Source organism: Streptomyces sp. NPDC104814, from assembly GCF_055583185.1.
The window spans coordinates 47,813-67,535 of sequence record NZ_JBVJOL010000009.1 but is presented as its reverse complement, the minus strand read 5'-3'; the positions used below and the strand labels follow the sequence as shown (position 1 = coordinate 67,535).

The following is a 19,723-nucleotide window of genomic DNA, read 5'->3' as shown; positions in this document are numbered from 1 at the left end:
GGTGGACCGGTTCGACGCGGCGTTCTTCAACCACTCGCCGCTCGAGGCCGAGGTGATGGACCCCCAGCAGCGGCTCTTCCTGGAGGAGGCCTGGTCCGCACTGGAGCACGCCGGGTACGCGGTGGGCTCGGACGAACGCACCTCCTGCGGCGTGTTCGTCGGCTGCGCCCCCGGCGACTACGCGACGCTGCTCGGCCGGGCGGGCCTGGCCGACACCGGGCACGCCTTCCTCGGCACCACCAGCAGCCTGCTGCCCGCCCGGATCGGCTACTTCCTGAACCTGGACGGCCCCACCATGGCCGTCGACACGGCCTGTTCGTCGTCCCTGGTGGCCGTGCACCTGGCCGTCGAGGCCATCCGGCGCGGCGAGTGCGCCATGGCCCTCGCCGGCGGCGTGGCCCTCATGGTCACGGAGCAACTGCACGTGCGGGCCAGCAAGGTCGGGATGCTCTCCCCCCGCGGCAAGTGCCTGCCCTTCGACGCGTCGGCGGACGGCACCGTGCTCGGCGAGGGCGTGGGTGCCGTGGTGCTCAAGCGCCTGGACCAGGCCCTCGCCGACGGCGACCACATCCACGGCGTCATCAAGGCGACCGGGGTGAACGGCGACGGCCGCACCAACGGCATCACCGCGCCCAGCGCCGCCTCGCAGGCCGCTCTGATCGAGGACGTGCACCGCAGGGCGGGGGTGCGGGCCGGCGACATCGGATACGTCGAGGCCCACGGCACCGGCACGGCACTCGGCGACCCGATCGAGGTGCGGGCCCTGACCGAGGTGTTCCGCCGCTCCACCGACCGGGTCGGCTACTGCGGCATCGGCACCGTGAAGGCCAACATCGGCCACACCACGATGGCCGCGGGCATCGCGGGGCTGCTCAAGACGCTGCTCGCGCTGCGCCACCGGGAACTGCCGCCCGCCCCGGCCTTCGACACCCCCAATCCGCGCACCGCGCTCGACACCAGCCCCTTCTTCGTGGTGCGCGAGCGCCGGCCGTGGGAGCCCGGCGACAGCGGGGCCCGGATCGCCACCGTCAGCAGTTTCGGCTTCAGCGGCACCAACGCCCACGCGGTCGTGGCACAGGCCCCCGAGCCCGGGCCACGGCCGGTGGAATCCGCCCGTGAGCGGCTGTTCGCGGTGTCCGCGCGTGACGACGCGGCCCTCGACCGGGCGCTGCGGCGGCTCGCCGACGCCGACCTCGACGGTGCGGACCCCGCCGATCTGGCCTTCACCCTCGGTGTGGGCCGGACCCATCTGCCCGCGCGTGCGGCCGTGGTCGCCCGGGACGTGCCCGAACTGCGCCGCAAGCTGCGCCTGCTGGAGTCGGGGACACCCGCTCCGGGCTGCTTCCGTACCGGGTGGGGGCCGGCGGCCGGTGAGCCGGACGAGCAGACCCTCGCCGGCCTGACCGCCCGGGCCGCGTCGGCCGGGGCCGCCGACCGCGTCACCGCCCTGGAGCGGCTCGCGGCCGCCTACACCGAGGGCCACGACATCGACTGGCAGGCCCTGCCGTACGGGGTCCGCCCGCGCCGGGTGCCGCTGCCGACGTATCCCTTCGCCCGGGACCGGCACTGGGTCACGCTCCCGGACGGCGACGCCTCCGGCACGCCCGCCCAGCGGCCCGCGGCCGCCCCGGCCTCTGGTGACGATGATGCGCACCCCCTGCTCGGCCGTCCCTCCGGTACACCGGACGACGCGGACGGCGTCCGCTTCCCGGTGACCGTGCCGGCCACGCACTGGGTGCTGGACGAACACCGGATCGGGGAGCGGCCCGTGCTGCCGGGCGCCGCCGGGCTGGATCTGGCGGTGGCCGCCGCCCGCCGGTCGGGGCTGCGCGGCATCGTGCGGCTGCAGGGGGTGCAGTGGCTGCGGTTGATCGACGCCGAGGCCGCCGCTGACCTGCGGCTCATCCTCACCCGTGAGGGCGGGGGCTACCGGTTCGCGCTGCGCGCGGGCGCCGACGGGGCGGTCTGCTCCCGCGGTTCGCTCACGGCTTCGCCGGACGCTGCAACGGACGCGGCCGCCGCCGAGACGCTCGACGTCGCGGCCGTCGCCGCCCGCTGCACCCGTGAGGTCCCCGCCACCCGCTTCTACGACGACTTCCGCAGCGGCGGGATCGCCTACGGCCCGTCCTTCCGGGTCCTGGAGAAGATCGCGTTCAACGACGACGAGGTGCTCGGCACCCTGCGCGCCCCCGTCGACAGCGCCGGCTTCGCCCTGCACCCGGCGCTGCTCGACGGCGCCCAGCAGACCATCGCCGCCCTGGAGGCCGGCAACGACGCCACCCTGGTGCCGTTCTCCGTCGAGACGGTGGAGGTCCTCGACACCACCGCCGTCCCCGCCTTCGCCCACGTGGTGCGCAGCGGAAACCACCGCTACACGGTGCGTCTGGCCGACCGGTCCGGACGGGTGTGCGTGCGCTACGAGGGTCTGGCGCTGCGCGCGCAGCACACGGCGGCCGACTCCATGATGTACCGGCCGGTGTGGCGCCCCGCCGTCCGGCCGGACGCCTCCGGCACCCCCGCGGGCGGCCGGACGGCGGTGGTGCACACCGCCGACTCCACGGCTCTGGCGGCCGCCCTGGCGGCCCGTACGGGCGCCCACCTGGTGGCGTCCGCGCAGGCCGGTGCAGGCGCGGACGACGGCCACGCCGTCCTCGGACAGCCGCTGGACACCGTCTACTTCCTGGCCCGCACCGGGGAGGTGGAGGGTCCCGCCGAGGCGGACACCACCGCCCTGGAGCTGTTCCGTCTGGTCAAGCGGCTGCTCGCGGCGGGCCGGGGCCGGGACCGGATCACCTTGCGCATCGTCCTGGCCGGAGCGGTCCCGGCCGATGCGAAGGAGCCGGTACGGCCGCACGCCGCCGGGGTGCTCGGCCTGGCCCGGGCGATCGAGTCCGAGTGCCCGCGCTGGAGCGTGGCCTGTGTGGACGTCGGTCTGCCCGACGCCACCACCGACGCGGCGCGCACCGCCGAGCGGATCGTCGCCGAGCCCGGCACCGAACCCCTGGTGCTGCTGCGCGGCGAGGAACGCCTGGAGCGCGTCTTCGAACCGCTGCGGCTGCCCGCGCCGCAGGGCACGGAACCCTTCCGCGAGGGCGGCGTCTACGTGATCGCCGGCGGGGCGGGCGGCATCGGCTTCGCGCTGAGCCGCCTGCTCGCCCGGATCGCCCGGGCCCGCCTGGTGTGGATCGGGCGCAGCCCCGAGGGGCCGGAGCACCGGGCCAAGGCTCAGGAGATCGCCGCGCTGGGCGGCGAGGCGCTGTACGTGCGGGCGGACGTCGCCGACGAGGCGGCGCTGCGCCGGGGGCTTCAGACCGTGCACGCCCGGTTCGGGCGGGTCGACGGTGCCGTGCACGCGGCGCTCGACCTGCGGGACCGCACCATCGCCCTGATGGACGAGGAGGACTTCGTCGCCGGGCTCGCGCCCAAGGTGGCCGGAGTCACCGCCTTCGCCCGGGTCTTCGGCGCCGAACCGCTGGACTTCCTGCTGGTCTTCTCCTCCGCTGTGTCTTTCGTGGAGGCCGGCGGTCAGGCCAACTACGCGGCCGCGAGCACCTTCGAGGACGCCTACGTCCAGTGGCTGGACCGACGGCACGACTACCCGGTGTCGGTGGTGAACTGGGGCTTCTGGGGCAGCGTGGGCGCCGTCGCCAACGACCGGATGCGGGCGGCCTTCGCCCGCCTCGGCGTGGGCTCGGTGGAGCCCGCCGAGGGCATGGCGGTGCTGCGGCGCGTCGTCTCCGGCCGGGTGCCGCAGACGCTGGCGATGAAGGCGGAACCCACGGCCCTGCCCGCCATGGGTATCCGGGTCACCGGACAGGACACCGCCGGGGCCGTCCCCGCGGCGCCGGCGGCACGCTCCGCTCAGGGCGCGGGCGGCGCGGGTGCCCCGGCCGCGCAGGCCGCGGGGGGCGTGGGCGCCACGGCCTCGCGGCCCGCGGCGGCGGCGGTGGGTGCGGACGCTCTGCCCGAGGGGGCCGTGCGCGACTACGTGGCCGGGGTGTTCGCGGAGGTCCTCAAGTACGAGACGGCGTCGCTCGACCCGGAGGCCACGTTCGAGACCTTCGGCGTGGACTCACTGGTGTCCCTCAACATCGTCGACCGTTTCGAGCGGGACCTGGGCGACCTGCCGCAGACGCTGCTCTTCGAGCACATGACGATCGGTCAGGTCGCCGCCTACCTGAGGCAGGAACACGGCGAGCGGCTCGCCCGGGTGCTGTCCCCCGCCGAAGGACACGGTGAGGACACCGCGACGGGGGCCGCCGCAGCCGGCACGGCCCCGGCATCCGGCGCCGCCGTGCCCGGAGACGGGAATGCCCTGTCGGGGGACGACACCGAGGTGTTCGCCCGGGCCCGGGAGGCGTTCGCGCAGGTCGAGGCGTTCAGCCGGGACCTGCTGTGCCGCACCTTCCCGCGGCTGGACGGCGTACCGCGGCCCGGCGAGAGCGTGACGGCCGACGAGCTCGCCGCCCGCCTCGGCGTGGTCGGCCGTCACCGTCGCCTGTTCGACGCGGCGCTGAGCGTGCTGCGCTCGTGCGGCGCGGTGACGGGTGACGCGGACACGGTCATGTTCACCGGCACACAGGCGGTGCCGCAGGCGCCGGTGGACGGCGCCGAGGTCGCCGCCCGCTACCCGGAGATGAGCGGCCACGTCACGCTGCTGGAGCGCACCCTCGGGGCTCTCGGGGACGTGCTGGCGGGCCGTCGCAACCCGATGGACGTGCTGTTCCCGAAGGGCTCCGTGGCCCTGGTGGAACCCATCTACAAGGGCCAGCCCATCGCGGACCACTACAACCGGCTGCTGGCCGCCGAGGTGGCCGACGCGGCCCGCCGGGTGCGCGCGGAGTCGGGCCGGCCGGTCCGGGTCCTGGAGATCGGGGCGGGCACCGGAGCCAGCTCCCGCACCGTGCTGCCCGCGCTGGCCGCCTCCGACGCGGACGCCCACTACTGCTACACCGACATCTCCCCCGCGTTCCTGCGCCACGGCGAGCGGGAGTTCGGCCCGACCTTCCCGCAGCTCGCCTTCCAGACCCTGGACATCTCCCGTGACCCGCTGGAGCAGGGCTTCGAGGCCGGCACCTACGACGTGGTGCTCGGCACCCACGTGCTGCACGCCACGCCGGACATCGAGCGGACCCTGCGCAACATCCGCACCCTGCTGCGGCCGGGCGGCCTGGTGCTCGTCAACGAGATCACCCGCTTCTCGGAGTTCCTCACCCTCACCTTCGGCCTGACCACCGGCTGGTGGATGTACGAGGACGAGGAGTGCAGGCTTCCGCACTCGCCGCTGCTCGCCCCCGTGCAGTGGCGCCAGGTGGCCGAGGCGGCCGGACTGCGCCCGGTGCGCACGCGCGGCCTGCCCGGCACGCCCGCCGACGACCTGGAGCAGTCCCTGGTCGTGGCGGAGCGGCCCGCCGAGGACGGGGCGGCCCCGGGGCCGCTGAGGGCCGGGGAGCAGCCGTCGGCGGCGTCCGTGCGGTCGTATGTGACCGGGGTGTTCGCCGAGGTGCTCAAGTACCGGACCGAGGACCTGGATCCGGCGGCCACCTTGGAGACCTTCGGCGTCGACTCGCTGGTCAGTCTCAACATCGTCGACCGCCTGGAGCGCGACCTGGGCGATCTGCCGCAGACGCTGCTGTTCGAGCACACCAGCATCGACAGCCTGACCGAGTACCTGATCGCCGAGCACGCTGCGCGGCTCGCGGACGTGGTGGGCGGAGCACCGCAGACGGTGAACGCGCCCCGTGCGGAGGGGACCGCACCGGCCACGGCGGCCGACACCGATACCGCGGCGACCGCCGGGACGGCCGGGACTGCCGGTGCTTCGTCGGAGGCGCCGGCCGGGACGGCCGCGGCCGAGGCCACCGCCACCACGGCGGAACCGGCGGCCGGGTCCTCGTCGCACGTACCGGCCGGGCCGGCCGTCGCCACGCCGCCGGTGAACGGCGCCGCGGCGGCGGTGACGGCCCAGGCCGCGCCGCGGCCCGTGGTGCGGGCCGTACCCGCGGACGATCCGGCCGGTGCGCTGGACATCGCCGTCATCGGTGTCGTGGGCCGCTACCCCGGCTCACCCGACCTGGAGGCGTTCTGGCGCAACCTCTCCGAGGGCCGCAGCTGCATCACCGAGATCCCCGGCGAACGCTGGGACTGGCGGCGCAACTTCGACGCGGACAAGAACCGCAAGCACCGCAGCTACAGCCGCTGGGGCGGCTTCATCGAGAACATCGAGATGTTCGACGCCCCGCTCTTCGGCATCCTGCCGCGCGACGCCGCCGACATCGACCCGCAGGAGCGGCTGTTCCTGGAGACCTGCTGGGAGCTGCTGGAGACGGCCGGCTACCTCGGCACGTACACGCACGAACCGCAGACCGGTGTCTTCGCCGGGCTGATGTACGGCGAGTACGGTCTGCTCGCCGCCGCCGCCGACTGGCCCGAGGGCCGTTACGCCACCGGCCACTCCGCGTACTGGTCCCTGGCCAACCGGGTCTCCTACACCTTCGACCTGCAAGGCCCGAGCCTCGCCGTCGACTCCGCCTGTTCCTCCGCGCTCAGCGCCATCCAGCTGGCCTGCGAGAGCCTGCGGCGCGGTGAGTGCCGGATGGCGGTCGCGGGCGGCACGAACCTGATCCTGCACCCCGCCCACTTCGCGGCCCTGTGCGCGCGCAACATGCTGTCGTCGGCGGACGCCTGCCGGGTGTTCGACGAGGGCGCCGACGGGTTCGTGCCCGGTGAGGGCGCGGGCGCCGTGCTGCTCAAGCCGCTCGCCCAGGCCGAGGCCGACGGCGACACCGTCTGGGGCGTCATCAAGGGTGCCTTCAGCAACGCCGGCGGCAAGGTGAGCGGTTACACCGTGCCCAACCCCAACGCCCAGGCCCGGCTGGTGCGGCAGACGCTGCGCCGCTCGGGAGTCCACCCGCGCACGGTGTCCTACGTGGAGACCCACGGCACCGGTACCGCGCTCGGCGACCCCATCGAACTGGGCGGTCTGACCAAGGCGTTCCGCGCCGAGGGCGCCACCGACGACGGCTACTGCGCCGTCGGTTCGGTGAAGTCGAACATCGGTCATCTGGAGGGCGCGGCCGGGATCGCCGCCGTCACCAAGGTGCTGCTGCAGCTCAAGCACCGCACCCTGGCGCCCACCATCCACCTGGACAAGCCCAACCCGAAGATCGACTTCGCGGGCTCGCCGTTCCGGCCGCAGCGCGTCGCCGCGGCCTGGGAGCGCCCGGTGGCCCGCGTGGACGGGGTGGAGCGCACCTGGCCGCTGCGGGCCGGAATCAGCTCGTTCGGAGCGGGAGGAGCGAACGTACACATGGTGCTCGAGGAGTACACCGGAGCGGAGCCGGAGGACCCGCGCGAGGGCCGGGCCGCCGCCGCGGAGCCGGAGCTGTTCCTGCTCTCGGCGCTGGACCGCGAGACGCTGGGCCGTTACGCCGGGCGCGTCGCCGACTTCGTCGCCGGTCCCACGGGCGCGCGGGTTCCGCTCGCCGACCTGGCGCACACCAGCCGGGTGGGACGGCGTGAGCTGCCCGAACGGCTGGCGGTGACCGCGTCGACCCACGCCGAACTCGCCGCGCGCCTGCGGCACTTCGCGGAGACCGGCGACCCGGGCGAGGGCGTGGTCACCGCCACGGCCCGCAAGGACGGCTCCGGAAGCGGTCTCGGCGCCGAGGAGCTGGCCGCCGCCTTGGCTGTCCGCAGGTGGGCGGAGCCGGCGGAGCACTGGACGCTCGGCGGCCGCGTCGACTGGCGTGCCGCCGACACGGCGGGACCCGTGCGCAAGGTCGCCTTCCCGACGTACCCCTTCCACCGCAGCCGCCACTGGATCACGTCCGACCCGCACCACCTGGCGCCCTCGGGCCCGGAGGCCGGGGACGGCGCGGCGCGCACGCTGCCCGCCCCCGAGCCCATGGACACCGCGTCGCCGGAGCGGCACGTGCCCGCCCTGGCCACGGTGCCCACGGCTGCGCCCACCGAAGGCGCCACCACGGCGGGCCCCGGACCGGCGCCCGTCGCCCCGCAGCCCGCGGCCGCGGACGCCGGCCACGCCGGTGCCCTCGACGACACGGGCGTTTCGCCGGCCGGCACCGAACACGACAGCGCACCGCCCGCCCACCAGCCCGCACCCACAACGGGCGCGGACCCCGCGTCGTTCGCCCCGCAGCCCCCCGTCGGGGTCGGCGCGTACGAGGCGGCGGGTGCGCCGTCCGTCGGTGCCGTCGAGGACGACGAGTCCGATGGCGCGGCCGGTGTCACCGTCGAGCGGCGGGTCCATCACCCTGCGCTCGCGCTCGCCGCGCACCACAGGATCTCCGGTGCCCGCTGGGTGCCCGGAGTGGCGCTGCTGGAGCTGGCCCGGGAGGCCTGTCCGGATGCGCGCGGCGACGCCGGTCTGACCTTCCCCTTCCGGCTCGGCTCCGTACGCTGGCAGACCCCCGTCAACCTGGACGCGGGCGTCGAGCAGGTGACCATCGGGTTCACCGAGAACGCCTCCGGCACCGCGTTCCGGATCACCGCGGGCGGTCCGTCCGGGACCACCGTGGCCCGGGGCACCCTCGCCGACGGCGCCGGTGCCGAGGACGGGAGCCTCGACCTGGCCGCGCTGCGGGAGCGCCTGGCCGGCCGTGTCGACCTCTGCTCCTTCTACGACGCGTTCGCGGCCGCGGGCCTGGAGTACGGGCGTCCGCTGCGCAGCGTCGCGGGCCTGTGGACGGGCAGCGGGGAGTGTCTGGCCCGGCTGAGCCTGAGTCGGCTGATGCGCCGTTCGGGTCCGGCGTACGCGCTGCACCCGGCGCTGCTGGACGGTGCTCTGCAGGCCGTCTCGAACCTGTGCGCGGCGGAGGAGTCGTATCTGCCCGTCGGCATCCACGAGGTGCGGGCCCACGGCTCGCTGCCCGCGGACTGCTGGGCGTACATCCGTGAAGTGCCCGCCGAGGGCGCCGCGGACGGGCGGCGCCGCTTCGACATCCGGCTCGCCGACGGTGGCGGCCGCGTCCTGCAGGCCGTCGACGGCCTCGAGATCGCGCCGCGTCACGGGGCCGGCCCTGCCCCGACCCGCACCCGCTACCTGGCCCCGGCGTGGAGCACCGCGCCGCTGCCGGAGCAGGGTCCGCTGCCCGCCACCGTGCTGCTCTGCGGCGCGGACAGCGCGGAGCGGCAGGCGCTCGCCGGGCGGCTGACCGCCGCCGGCAGCACCGTGGTCTGCGCGACCGACGGGCCGGCCTTCGCCCGCGACGACGCCGGTCCCCACCTCGTGTACACCCTGCCCGGCGGCGACCCCGCCGAGCACGCACGGCTGATGGACGACCTCGCCGGGCGCGGGCTGCTGCCGGACGCCGTCGTCCATCTCGCCGACGCTCCCGCTCTGCCGCTGGGCGACGCCACCCCGGTCCTGCCGTTCGTCCTGTGGTCCGCCGCTGCGGTCCTGGGGCGGCCCGGGCGCCCGTCGCTGCGGGTGGTCTTCGCCCACCGCGTGGGCGCGCGGGGCGCGGAGCCGGTGCACACCGCCGTCGGCGCCACGCTGCGCACCCTGGCCCTGGAGCACAGCACGTTCGGCGGTGTGCGCGTACAACTCCCGGCCGGCGACGGCACGGACGCGGTCCTCTGGGAGCTGCGCGCCGTACGGTCCGGTGCCGCCGAGGTCGCCTACGACGACGCCGGTGTGCGCACCGAGAAGAACCTGGAGCCGTTCGAGCCGCCGGCCGCGGGGCTGTGCGACTTCGCGCCCCGCGCGGGCGGCACGTACCTGATCACGGGCGGCGCGGGTGCGCTCGGTCTGCACTTCGCCGCGTACCTCGCCGAGCGGTCCACGGACGGCGGCACGATCGTGCTGGTCAGCCGTTCCCGGCCGAGCGGGGACGCCGCCCGCCGCATCGAGGAGCTCGACGGCGACGGGGTCCGGGTGGTGCACCGGTGCGCCGACCTCACCGACGCCCGGTCCCTGGCGGAGCTGGTGGCGTCCGTCACCGCGGAGTTCGGGCCGCTGCGCGGTGTGCTGCACTCCGCGGGTGTCACCCGGGACGCCCGCGCCGTGAAGAAGACGGCGCGGGAGGTCCAGGAGGTGCTCGCACCCAAGGTGCGGGGGACCGTGCACCTGGACGAGGCGACGGCGGACCAGCCCCTGGACTTCTTCGTCGTGTTCTCGTCGATGTCCGGTGAGTCGGGCAATCCGGGGCAGGCCGACTACGCGTACGCCAACGCGTTCCTCAACGCCTTCGCCGCCCGCCGTGACGCTCAGCGTGCGGCCGGCGCCCGCTCGGGACGCAGCCTGTCCATCGGCTGGCCGCTGTGGGCCGACGGCGGCATGACCGTGGACGACGCCACCCGGGAACTGTTCGCCCGCGCCTTCGACATGGTGCCGCTGAGCACCCGGGCGGGCCTGGAGGCGTTCGTCCGCGCGCTCGCCGCCGACGTGACCGCGCTGTGCGTCGTGGAGTCGCCGGTACGGCGGCGGCCCGCGGCGGCCCCGGCCGCGCCGGTCCCGGACACCGCCCAGGGCGGGGAGCAGCCGGCCCTGGACCCGGCGGTGCTGCGGGAGCTGGTGGAGCGGGAGGCCCGTGAGCTGGCCTCCGGGTTCCTGCTGGTGGACCCCTCCGAGGTCGATGTCACCGCCGAACTGCTGGAGCTGGGCTTCGACTCGATCACCCTCACCGAGCTGGTGAACAAGGTCAACGAGCGTTTCGGCCTCGACCTGCTGCCCACGGTGCTCTTCGAGTGCCCGGACCTCGTCTCCTTCGCCGGGTACCTGACCGAGCACCACGCCGGCGAGCTGGCACGGCACTACGGGCCGAGGCGGACTCCCGTCGCCGCGATGGCCGTCACCGCCGGCCCGGACGCGGCGCGGGAGGCGAACGCCGCTGCCCCGCAGGCCGAGGCGCCCGCACCGGCCCCGGTGTCCGAGGTGCCCGCCCCGGCCCCCGTGCCGGAGGTGCCCGCCCCGGCCCCGGTGTCCGGTGAGGCGGTGACCGGCGGCGAGGTGACCCGTGGTGAGGTCGCGGCGCACCCGGTGCCGGTCGCGGCCGGCGCGGGGGGCGACGAGCGCATGGAGATCGCCGTCGTCGGCATCGCCGGGACGTTCCCCGGCTCGCAGGACGCCGACGCCTTCTGGGAGCACCTGGTGGCGGGCGACGACCTGGTGCGGCCGGTGCCCGAGGACCGCACCGCGATCCGCGCGAACCCGGCCACCCGGGACCTGGTCGGCGGTTTCCTGGACTCCGTCGACACCTTCGACGCCAAGCTGTTCGGCATCGCGCCCAACGAGGCCGCCCTGATGGACCCGCAGCAGCGGCTGTTCCTGCAGACGTCGTGGCGGGTCTTCGAGGACGCCGGCTACCGCCCGGCCGACCTCGCGGGCACGTCGTGCGGCCTGTTCGTCGGTGTCGCCACCCATGACTACGACGAGTTGCTCAAGCAGAGCGGCGTACCGGTGCAGGCGCACACCGCCACCGGCATCGCCCACTCCGTCCTGGCCAACCGGGTGTCCTACCTGCTGGACCTGCACGGCCCCAGCGAGGCCGTCGACACCGCCTGCTCCAGCTCGCTGGTCGCCATCCACCGGGCCGTGCGCGCCCTGCGGGACGGCGAGTGCGACCTGGCCGTCGCCGGCGGTGTCAACGTCATCCTCACCCCCGGGCTGCTGGAGTCGTTCCGCCAGTCGGGCATGCTCAGCCCGGACGGGCGCTGCAAGACCTTCGACGCCGACGCCGACGGATACGTGCGCGGTGAGGGCGTCGGCGCGGTGCTGCTGAAGCCGCTGGCCCGGGCCGAGGCGGACGGCGACCACGTCTACGCGGTGGTGCGGGGCAGCGCCGTCAACCACGGTGGCCGCAGCAACTCGCTCACCGCGCCCAACCCCGAGTCCCAGGCCCGGGTGGTGGCCGCGGCCGTACGCGACGCGGGCATCGAACCCGGCACCATCACCTGCGTCGAGGCGCACGGCACCGGCACCCGGCTCGGCGACCCGGTCGAGATCGAGGGCCTGAAGAAGGCGTTCACCGCCCTGCACGAAGAGCGGGGCGAGCCCGTGCCGGACACCGGCCGGATCGCCGTCGGCGCGGTGAAGACGAACATCGGGCATCTGGAGACGGCCGCCGGGATCGCCGGTGTGATCAAGGTGGTGCAGGCGATGCGCCACCGGGTGCTGCCGGCCAGCCTGCACCTGCGGCGGCTCAACCCCTATCTGCGGCTGGACGGCACGCCCTTCCGGGTCAACGACCGCAGCAGGCCCTGGGAACCGGCGCTCACCTCCGACGGCCGGCCGGTGCTGCGGGCCGGGGTCAGTTCCTTCGGCTTCGGCGGTTCCAACGCGCACGTCGTGCTGGAGGCCCGCCCGGCGCGGACCGCGCCCGCGGTGCAGGAGTTCGCGGCGCACACCGTGCCGTTGTCGGCGGGCGACCCGGACGACCTGCGTGCCTACGCGGGCCGTCTGGCCGAACATCTGGCACGTACGCCGGAGGCCGACCTCGCCCGGGTGGCGTACACCCTGCAGACGGGGCGGACCGCGCACCGGCACCGCTTCGCCGTCGAGGTCCGCGACCGCGAGGAGCTGATCCGCGCGCTAGAGCGGTACGCCGCCGGGGAACTGCCCGAGGACGCGCAGACCGGAACCGCCCGGCGCGACGCACCGGCCGTACGCGGCGACGAGGACCCCGCGCTGCTGCGCAAGGCCTGGTGCGAGGGGGCCGAGGTCCCCTGGCACCTGAAGTGGCCGTCGGTTCCGGGCCGGGTCCCGCTGCCCACGGCCCCCTTCGCCCGTACCCGCCACTGGTTCCGCGCACCGGAGACCGGCGCGGAGACGGCGGCCGCGCCGGCTGCCACGTCACCGGCGGTGGCCACCGCCACGGCCGGCGCCCGCGCGGCGCGGGACGGCCTCTCCGCCGCGGCCGCACGTGACACGACCGTCAGCGGTGCCGCGGCCGCAGGCACCTCGGCCGTGGTGACCCGCCCGCAGGCCGCTGCAACGCCCCGCCCGGCAGTGGCCGCGCGTCCGCAGGCCGCTCCGACCCCTCCCACCGCTCCCGTGACCGCCACCGGCGTGGCCGGCCGGCCGGGCGGTTCCGCTTCCCCTTCCGGCTCCGACAAGGAGGCCTTCATGACAGCCCGCAGCGAGCCGCGTCCCACCCGTGGCGGACCGAGGATCCGGCTCATGGCGCCGGTCAGCGTCCGGCCGGGCACGGCCGCCGGGACCACCGCGGCGACCGTTCCCCCGCCGCCCGCTCCGGTGCAGACGCCCCCGCCGGCACCGGCGGCCGCCGCGCCCGCTCCGGTCCCGGCCGGCGAACCGGCCCGGCCGCCGGCCGCGGCCGGCGCGTCCGACGCCGCCGTCGTCGCGGTGCTGCGCGGTGAGCTGTCCCAGATCCTGGGAACGCCGTCCGAGGACATCGAGGACGACGCCCCGTTCGGCGAGCTGGGGCTCGACTCCATCTACCGCATGGACCTCGTCCGCACGCTGAACGAGACCTTCGGCCTGGAGCTGAAGGCCGCCGAGCTCTACAACTACGACACCGTCCGCAAACTCACCGACTTCGTCGCCCCCCTGGTCGATTCCCCCGCCCAGGACGCCCCGCACGCCCCGCACGCCCCGGCGCCGGCGGCCACCGGGACCGGCCCCACCGAACCCGTCCCCGCCGGGACCGGCTCCGCCGAGGTCGCGCAGGAGTCCCCCGGGCGGTTGGAGGACGTGCTCCTCGCGTACGTCGAGGGCGAGATCGGCCGTGCCGTCGACCCCCTTCTGAGCTTCACCGACAACGGCTTCAGCTCCTTCGACATGCTGCGGGTGATCGCCGCCCTGGAGCGGGGCTTCGGTGCGCTGCGCAAGACCCTGCTCTTCGACCACCCCACCATCGATGCGCTCGCCGCCCATCTCGCCGAGACGCACGGCCCTGACGCGGCCCGCCGCCTGGCAGCCGCGCCGCAGGACCGCCCCGGCCCGCGGCCCGTGACCGTGGAGCCGTCGCACGAGGGTGCGCTGGTCGTGGAGAAGACGGCTCTCGCCGGGCAGCCGGAGATCGCCGCGGCGGTGGCCGCACTGGAGGCCGCCCACGGCCGCGAGGGAGGTCTGCCCGGGCGCGACATCGCCCCGCTGATCTTCCTGGGCGCCGCGCGCACCTCGTACTTCAACTTCTCCGTCCGTGACGACGCGATGCTCACCTGGAGCTACGTCGGCCCGAGCGAGGAGATGCCCTCGCTGGCCGCGGAGTTCGTCCGCTACGGCCAGGAGCACGGTCTGGCGCCCAACATCGTCTCGCTGATCCGCCTGGAGGAGGTGGACGGGGTCCGGTTCACGGCGACCCCCTTCGGGGCGCTGCAACGCCTGGACGACATCGCGGACTTCAGCCTGGAGGGCGGCCCGATGCAGCGGCTGCGCTACATGGTCCGCAAGTTCGAGAAGGCGGGCGCGTGCCGGACCACGGAGTACACCGTCGGCTCGGACCCGCGCACCGACCAGGAGATCACCACCCTGATCGACCGGTGGGCCGCGGCGAAGGAGATGGTGAACCCGTACGTGTCCACGGTCCGGGACGAGATAGCGCGCGGCATCCTCGCCGCCCGTCACCGGATGTTCCTGACCCATCTGGACGAGCGGATGGTCAGCGCGGTCATCGTCACGAAGATCCCCTCCGAGGAGGGGTACCTGCTCGACCTCGAGTTCTACCCGGAGGACGCCCCGCTGGGCAGCCTCGACTACACCGTGGTGAAGATCATCGAGCAGACGGCGGCGGAGGGCTGCACCGTCTTCAGCTTCGGCGGCAGCTTCGGTGCCAAGGTCTGCGAGTCGCCCAACGCGGCGCCGGAGGCCGAGGCGGCGCTCACCGATCTGCGCTCGCGCGGCATCTTCACCGGTGACGGCAATCTGCGGTTCAAGAACAAGTTCCGTACGACGAACCTGCCGCTGTATCTGTGCCAGCCCGCGGACGCGGAGCGCACCGACGTCTCCCGGCTGATCCTGATGATCGCCAACCCGGACGTCAACGGCGACCGTGCCCCCCGGGCCACCCCGCCGGCCCCGGCCGCGCAGCCCTCTCCCACCGCCCCGGCCACCCCGGCTCCGCGGCCGGCCACCGCCCCCGCGGCACCGGCCCCCCGGCCCGCCACCGCCGTCCCGGCCCCCCGGCCGGCCTCCGGTGACACGGTGGCCCCGGCGGTCCTCCCCGGCACCCGGGACCGTGAGCGGCAGCTGTCCGCGCACGGCTGGAACCCGCTCCACCTGGACTCCGCGGCCGTCGAGTTCGACCTGATCACCGACTCCTGGGCGGAGCTGGACCACCCGTCCGTGCGCGCCAGGACGGCCGAGCTGCACGCCCGGGCCGCAGGCCGGTCCGTGGGCCACACCCTCGAGGACCTGGACCTGCTGCCGTTCTCCTGTGTGCTGGTCACCGGCTCGGGACGGGCCGCCGAGGCCGCGCTGTGCCGGGCCTGGCCCCGGCAGGGCGTCGTCGTGCACAACTCGCTCTTCCCCACCTGGTACTTCAGCCACCTCGACCACGGGTTCACGCCCGTTCAGACCCGGCGCGCGGCCGCCGCTGACGACGGCGTCTTCCGCGGGGACCTGGACCTGGATCACCTCGACGGCCTGCTCACCGAGCACGCCGGGCAGCTCGCGTTCCTGTGCGTGGAGGTCGCCAACAACGCCCACGGCGGGGCGGCGATCAGCCTGCACAACCTCGCCGGCATCCGCCGGGCCGCGGACGCCCACGGCGTGCCGCTCGTCCTGGACGCCACCCGCGTCCTCGACAACGCGTCGCTGATCGCCGCGCACGAGAGCGGCCAGCAGGGTCGTGATCCGCTGGACGTGGCCCGCGAGATGCTCTCCCTGGCCGACAGCGTCACCATCAGCCTCTCGAAGGACTTCGGCGTCGACGGCGGCGGTGTCGTCGCCACCGACGACCCGGCCGTCGCCCACCACCTGCGTGAACGCCTCGCCCTGCGGGGCCCCGAGACCGGCCGGGCCACCCGGGCGCTCGCGGCCACCGCCCTGGAGGACCTGGACTGGGCGGCGTCGGCGACCGGTGAACGGGTGCGGCAGGTGGCCGCGCTGCGGCAGGCCCTGGCCGCGGCCGGCGCCCCCGCCGTCGACGGCGCGAGCACCCACTGCGTCCTGCTCGACACCGCACGCGTGCCGGCGCTGGCCGGACACGAACACCCCGTGCCCGCGTTCCTGGCCTGGCTGTACCTGCACACCGGCATTCGCGCCGCCGCCCACCTCGACGGTGCTCCCGGCACGTCGGCACTGGTGCGCCTGGCGCTGCCCGTCGGGCTCGGCCATGAGGACGCCGAGGAGATCACCGCCCGGCTGACCTCGCTGTTCGCCGCTCGCCCGGCGATCCCCGAGCTGCTGCGCGCCGCCGGGGAGGGGCCCGCCGCCCTGGCGTCGTACCACCCGGTGGACGGGGTGCCCGACGACATCCGGGAGGCGATGGCCGAGGGCCACACCGCCGAGAACGACAACTGGACGGTGCTGCGCGAACACCACCGGGCCGTGGAACGGCTGGTGCTGCGGATGCCGCAGGGAGAAGGCGGCGGCGACGTGGAGGTGTTCACCAGCGGTGAGGGTCCCACGCTGCTGATGATGCTGCCGTTCAACATCGGCGCCGGTCTGTTCGGGCCCCAGTTCGCGGCGCTCAGCGACCGCTACCGGGTGATCGTGGTGCACCACCCCGGTGTCGGCGCCACCACCGCCTGCGAGGACCTCACCTACGAGGGCATCGCCGACCTGAACCTGCGGGTGCTGCGCCGGCTCGGCATCGACGGCACCGTGCACGTGGCGGGCGCGTCCTTCGGCGGCATCACCGCCCAGACGTTCGCACTGCGCCACCCGCACTCCACCGCTTCGCTGACCCTGATCGGCAGCTCGTACAAGCTCGGCAACCGGGCCGGTGAGGTCAACCGGCTGGCGCTGGTGGCCGGTGAGGACTTCGACCGGGTGCAGGCGCACAGCGGTTCGCAGCGGCTCGACCGTGAACGCGAGGGCTACGAACGGCTGCTGCTGCGCTGCGAGTCCATGGACCCGCAGACCGGCCTGCGGTATCTCGACGTGTTCGCCGCGGCGCCCGATCTGCTGAGCAGGCTCGGCGACATCGCCGTGCCGACGCTGATCGTCCAGGGCCGGCACGACACGGTCATCCCGCAGAAGACCGCCCACCTGCTGCACGGCGCCATCCCCGACGCCCGCTACCACGAGGTGGCCGACGCCGGCCACTTCCCGAGCCTGTCGAGCGCGCAGGAGTTCAACACCGTTCTGACCGCCTTCCTCGAGGAGTTCCCGGCATGACCCTCACCTCACCGCTCGGCGTCGGCCCCGAGATCACCCGGACGGTCACGGTACGGCCCGGCATGTGCGGTCCCGGATCGCTGTTCGTCGGCCAGCTCGGCGACTGGACCTGGGAGACCGTCAGCGCCCTGTGCGACACCGACGTGTTCTCCGCGCGTGACGCCTCCGGCAACCCCACCTACCTGGCGTTCTACTACTTCCGGGTGCGCGGCGGGCGCTCGCTGCACCCCGGTGCGCTCACCTTCGGCGACCGGCTCACGGTGACCTCGGGCTGCTACGACCACGGCACCGAGTCCGTCCTCACCCTGCACCGCATCGACCGCGCCGGCGCTCCCGACGCCGAACGCCCGCTGGATCTGACGGAGTTCTACGAGCGCCCGCGCGACGGGTCGCTGTACGTGGAGAACTTCAACCGCTGGGTGACCCGTTCCGCGCCGGGCAGCAACGAGGGGCTGGTGAAGTCCTCGCCCCCGGGCTTCCGCAACGACGGGCTGCCGCAGCTGCCCGCCGCCCACTCGCCGCGCGCGGTGTACCGGGCGGCCCGTGAGGCGCACACCTTCCGCGACCCGGCCGACCCGGCGTTCCGCCCGCTGCCGGGCACCGTCGAGGTCGAGCACCCGGTGGACATCATCCGCGACGTCAACGGGGTGGGGCTGCTCTACTTCGCCTCGTACTTCTCCATGGTCGACAAGGCCGCCCTGGCGCTGTGGCGCCTGCGCGGCCGCTCCGACCGGGCCTTCCTGCGCCGGACGGTCGTCGACCAGCAGATGTGTTACCTCGGCAACGCCGACCTCGACTCGGTCCTGATCCTCGGTGCCCGGGCCCGGGTCAGCACCACGGACCCCGGCGAGGAACTGGTCGACGTCGTCATCCGCGACCGGGACAGCGGCCGTGTCATCGCCATCAGCACCCTGCACGTCCTGCACGACGCGCACGATTCGGAGGAAGCAGCATGACCCAGGCACCGACGGACATCCGGCAGGAGACGGCCCGTCTCGTCCGCGAGGTCGTCACCGAGATCCTGCCCGGAGTGGACCCCGCCCTCATCGGCGGCCACCGGCACCTGAAGGACCTGGGCGCCGACTCGGTGGACCGTGTGGAGATCATCGCCGCGCTGATGGACCGCACCGGGGTCGACGCCCCGATGTCCGCGTTCAGCGACCTGCCCGACATCGAGAGCCTCATCGACTTCCTGAGCGGAGCGCGGCGATGAGCGAGAACGCACCGGCCTACGGCATCGAGGCCCTGAACGTGTGGTGCGGCCTGGCCCGCCTGAGCGCCGCCGACCTCTTCGCGGGCCGCGGACTCGACCCGGACCGCATCGGCAACCTGATGATGTCGGAGCGCTCCATCGGCCTGCCGATCGAGGACCCCGTCACCAACGCCGTCAACGCCGCCCGGCCCCTCATAGAGGCCCTGCCGCAGGAGGAACGCGACCGGATCGAACTCGTCGTGACGTCCACGGAGTCGGGCGTCGACTACAGCAAGTCCCTGACGTCGTACGTCCACAAATACCTGGGCCTGAACCGGCACTGCCGGCTCATCGAGGTCAAGCAGGCCTGCTTCGGGGCGACCGCGGCGGTGCAGACGGCCCTGGGCTATCTCGCCTCCGGGATCTCGCCCGGGGCGAAGGCCCTGGTCATCGCCACGGACGTGGCGGTCGTCGACGACAAGGCCGAGTACTCCGAGCCGGCCGCCGGGCACGGGGCGGCGGCGATGCTGCTGAGCGACAGGCCCCGGGTGATGACCGTGGACTTCGGCGCGTTCGGCAACTACAGCTACGAGACCCTGGACTCCGCGCGGCCCTCCCCGCGCTTCGACATCGCGGACGTCGACCGTTCGCTGTTCGCCTACCTGGACTGTCTGAAGAACGCGTACGCCGACTACGCGTCGCGGGTCACCGGCGTCGACTTCACCCGCGACTTCGACCACCTCGTCATGCACACCCCGTTCGCGGGCCTGGTGCGGGCCGGGCACCGCAAGATGATGCGCGAGCAGGGGGTCGCGGGCGCCCTGATCGACGAGGACTTCGCGCGCCGCGTCGCCCCGTCGCTGAACTATCCGGGCACGGTCGGCAATCTGTGCTCGGGGTCGGTCTATCTGGCGCTGGCCAGCCTGCTGGACTCGGGCGTGGTGACCTCGCCGCGCCGGGTGGGGCTGTTCTCCTACGGCTCCGGCTGCTCCTCGGAGTTCTTCAGCGGGGTCGTCGACGAGCGGTCGGCCGCGGCCGTCGCCGAACTGGGCATCGGCAAGCATCTCGACGCCCGGGTCCGCCTCACCTTCGAGGAGTACCTGGCGGTCCTCGAGCACAACCTGGAGTGCCTGGTGCCGGTGGAGAACCGGACCGTGGACCCGGCGCCCTGGGAGTACCTGCTCGCCCAGGTCGGCGACCGCCCGCAGATCCTCACCTTCACCGGGGTCAAGGACTACCACCGGCAGTACGCGTGGCGCTGACCG

The 19,723-nt window shown here is 74.5% G+C and carries 4 protein-coding genes (1 of these 4 only partly in view); all 4 read left to right on the top strand.

Annotated elements, in window-relative coordinates:
* Tightly spaced (each overlapping or abutting the next), the 4 genes in view from ACZ64A_RS26890 to ACZ64A_RS26875 form a layout consistent with a single transcriptional unit that may run on beyond the window.
* A protein-coding gene (locus tag ACZ64A_RS26890; RefSeq protein ID WP_469813857.1) for an SDR family NAD(P)-dependent oxidoreductase crosses the window boundary here: on the top strand, positions 1 to 17,266 show its 3' portion. Its footprint begins 5,627 nt before the window's first position; 17,266 of the gene's 22,893 nt are visible here — the last part of the coding sequence; its start codon lies beyond the left edge, outside the window; its stop codon occupies positions 17,264 to 17,266.
* Positions 17,263 to 18,222, top strand: coding sequence for an LnmK family bifunctional acyltransferase/decarboxylase (locus tag ACZ64A_RS26885; RefSeq protein WP_469813855.1), 960 nt, complete (start codon positions 17,263 to 17,265; stop codon positions 18,220 to 18,222). Before ACZ64A_RS26890 ends, ACZ64A_RS26885 begins: the two co-directional genes overlap by 4 nt.
* Positions 18,219 to 18,479 carry an acyl carrier protein gene (locus ACZ64A_RS26880; protein ID WP_469813854.1) on the top strand — a complete coding sequence of 87 codons (261 nt, stop codon included), beginning with the start codon at positions 18,219 to 18,221 and terminating at the stop codon, positions 18,477 to 18,479. The genes ACZ64A_RS26885 and ACZ64A_RS26880 overlap by 4 nt, the downstream gene beginning before the upstream one ends.
* Positions 18,476 to 19,720: a hydroxymethylglutaryl-CoA synthase family protein gene (locus ACZ64A_RS26875; protein ID WP_469813853.1), complete on the top strand. Its 1,245-nt coding sequence runs from the start codon at positions 18,476 to 18,478 to the stop codon at positions 19,718 to 19,720. Before ACZ64A_RS26880 ends, ACZ64A_RS26875 begins: the two co-directional genes overlap by 4 nt.
* The last annotated feature ends 3 nt before the right edge of the window (positions 19,721 to 19,723 follow it).

Excerpts from the sequence above, each read along its gene's own strand:
- ACZ64A_RS26885 (WP_469813855.1), top strand. The coding sequence starts at position 17,263 with ATGACCCTCACCTCACCGCTCGGCGTCGGCCCCGAGATCACCCGGACG.
- ACZ64A_RS26880 (WP_469813854.1), top strand. The coding sequence starts at position 18,219 with ATGACCCAGGCACCGACGGACATCCGGCAGGAGACGGCCCGTCTCGTC.
- ACZ64A_RS26875 (WP_469813853.1), top strand. The coding sequence starts at position 18,476 with ATGAGCGAGAACGCACCGGCCTACGGCATCGAGGCCCTGAACGTGTGG.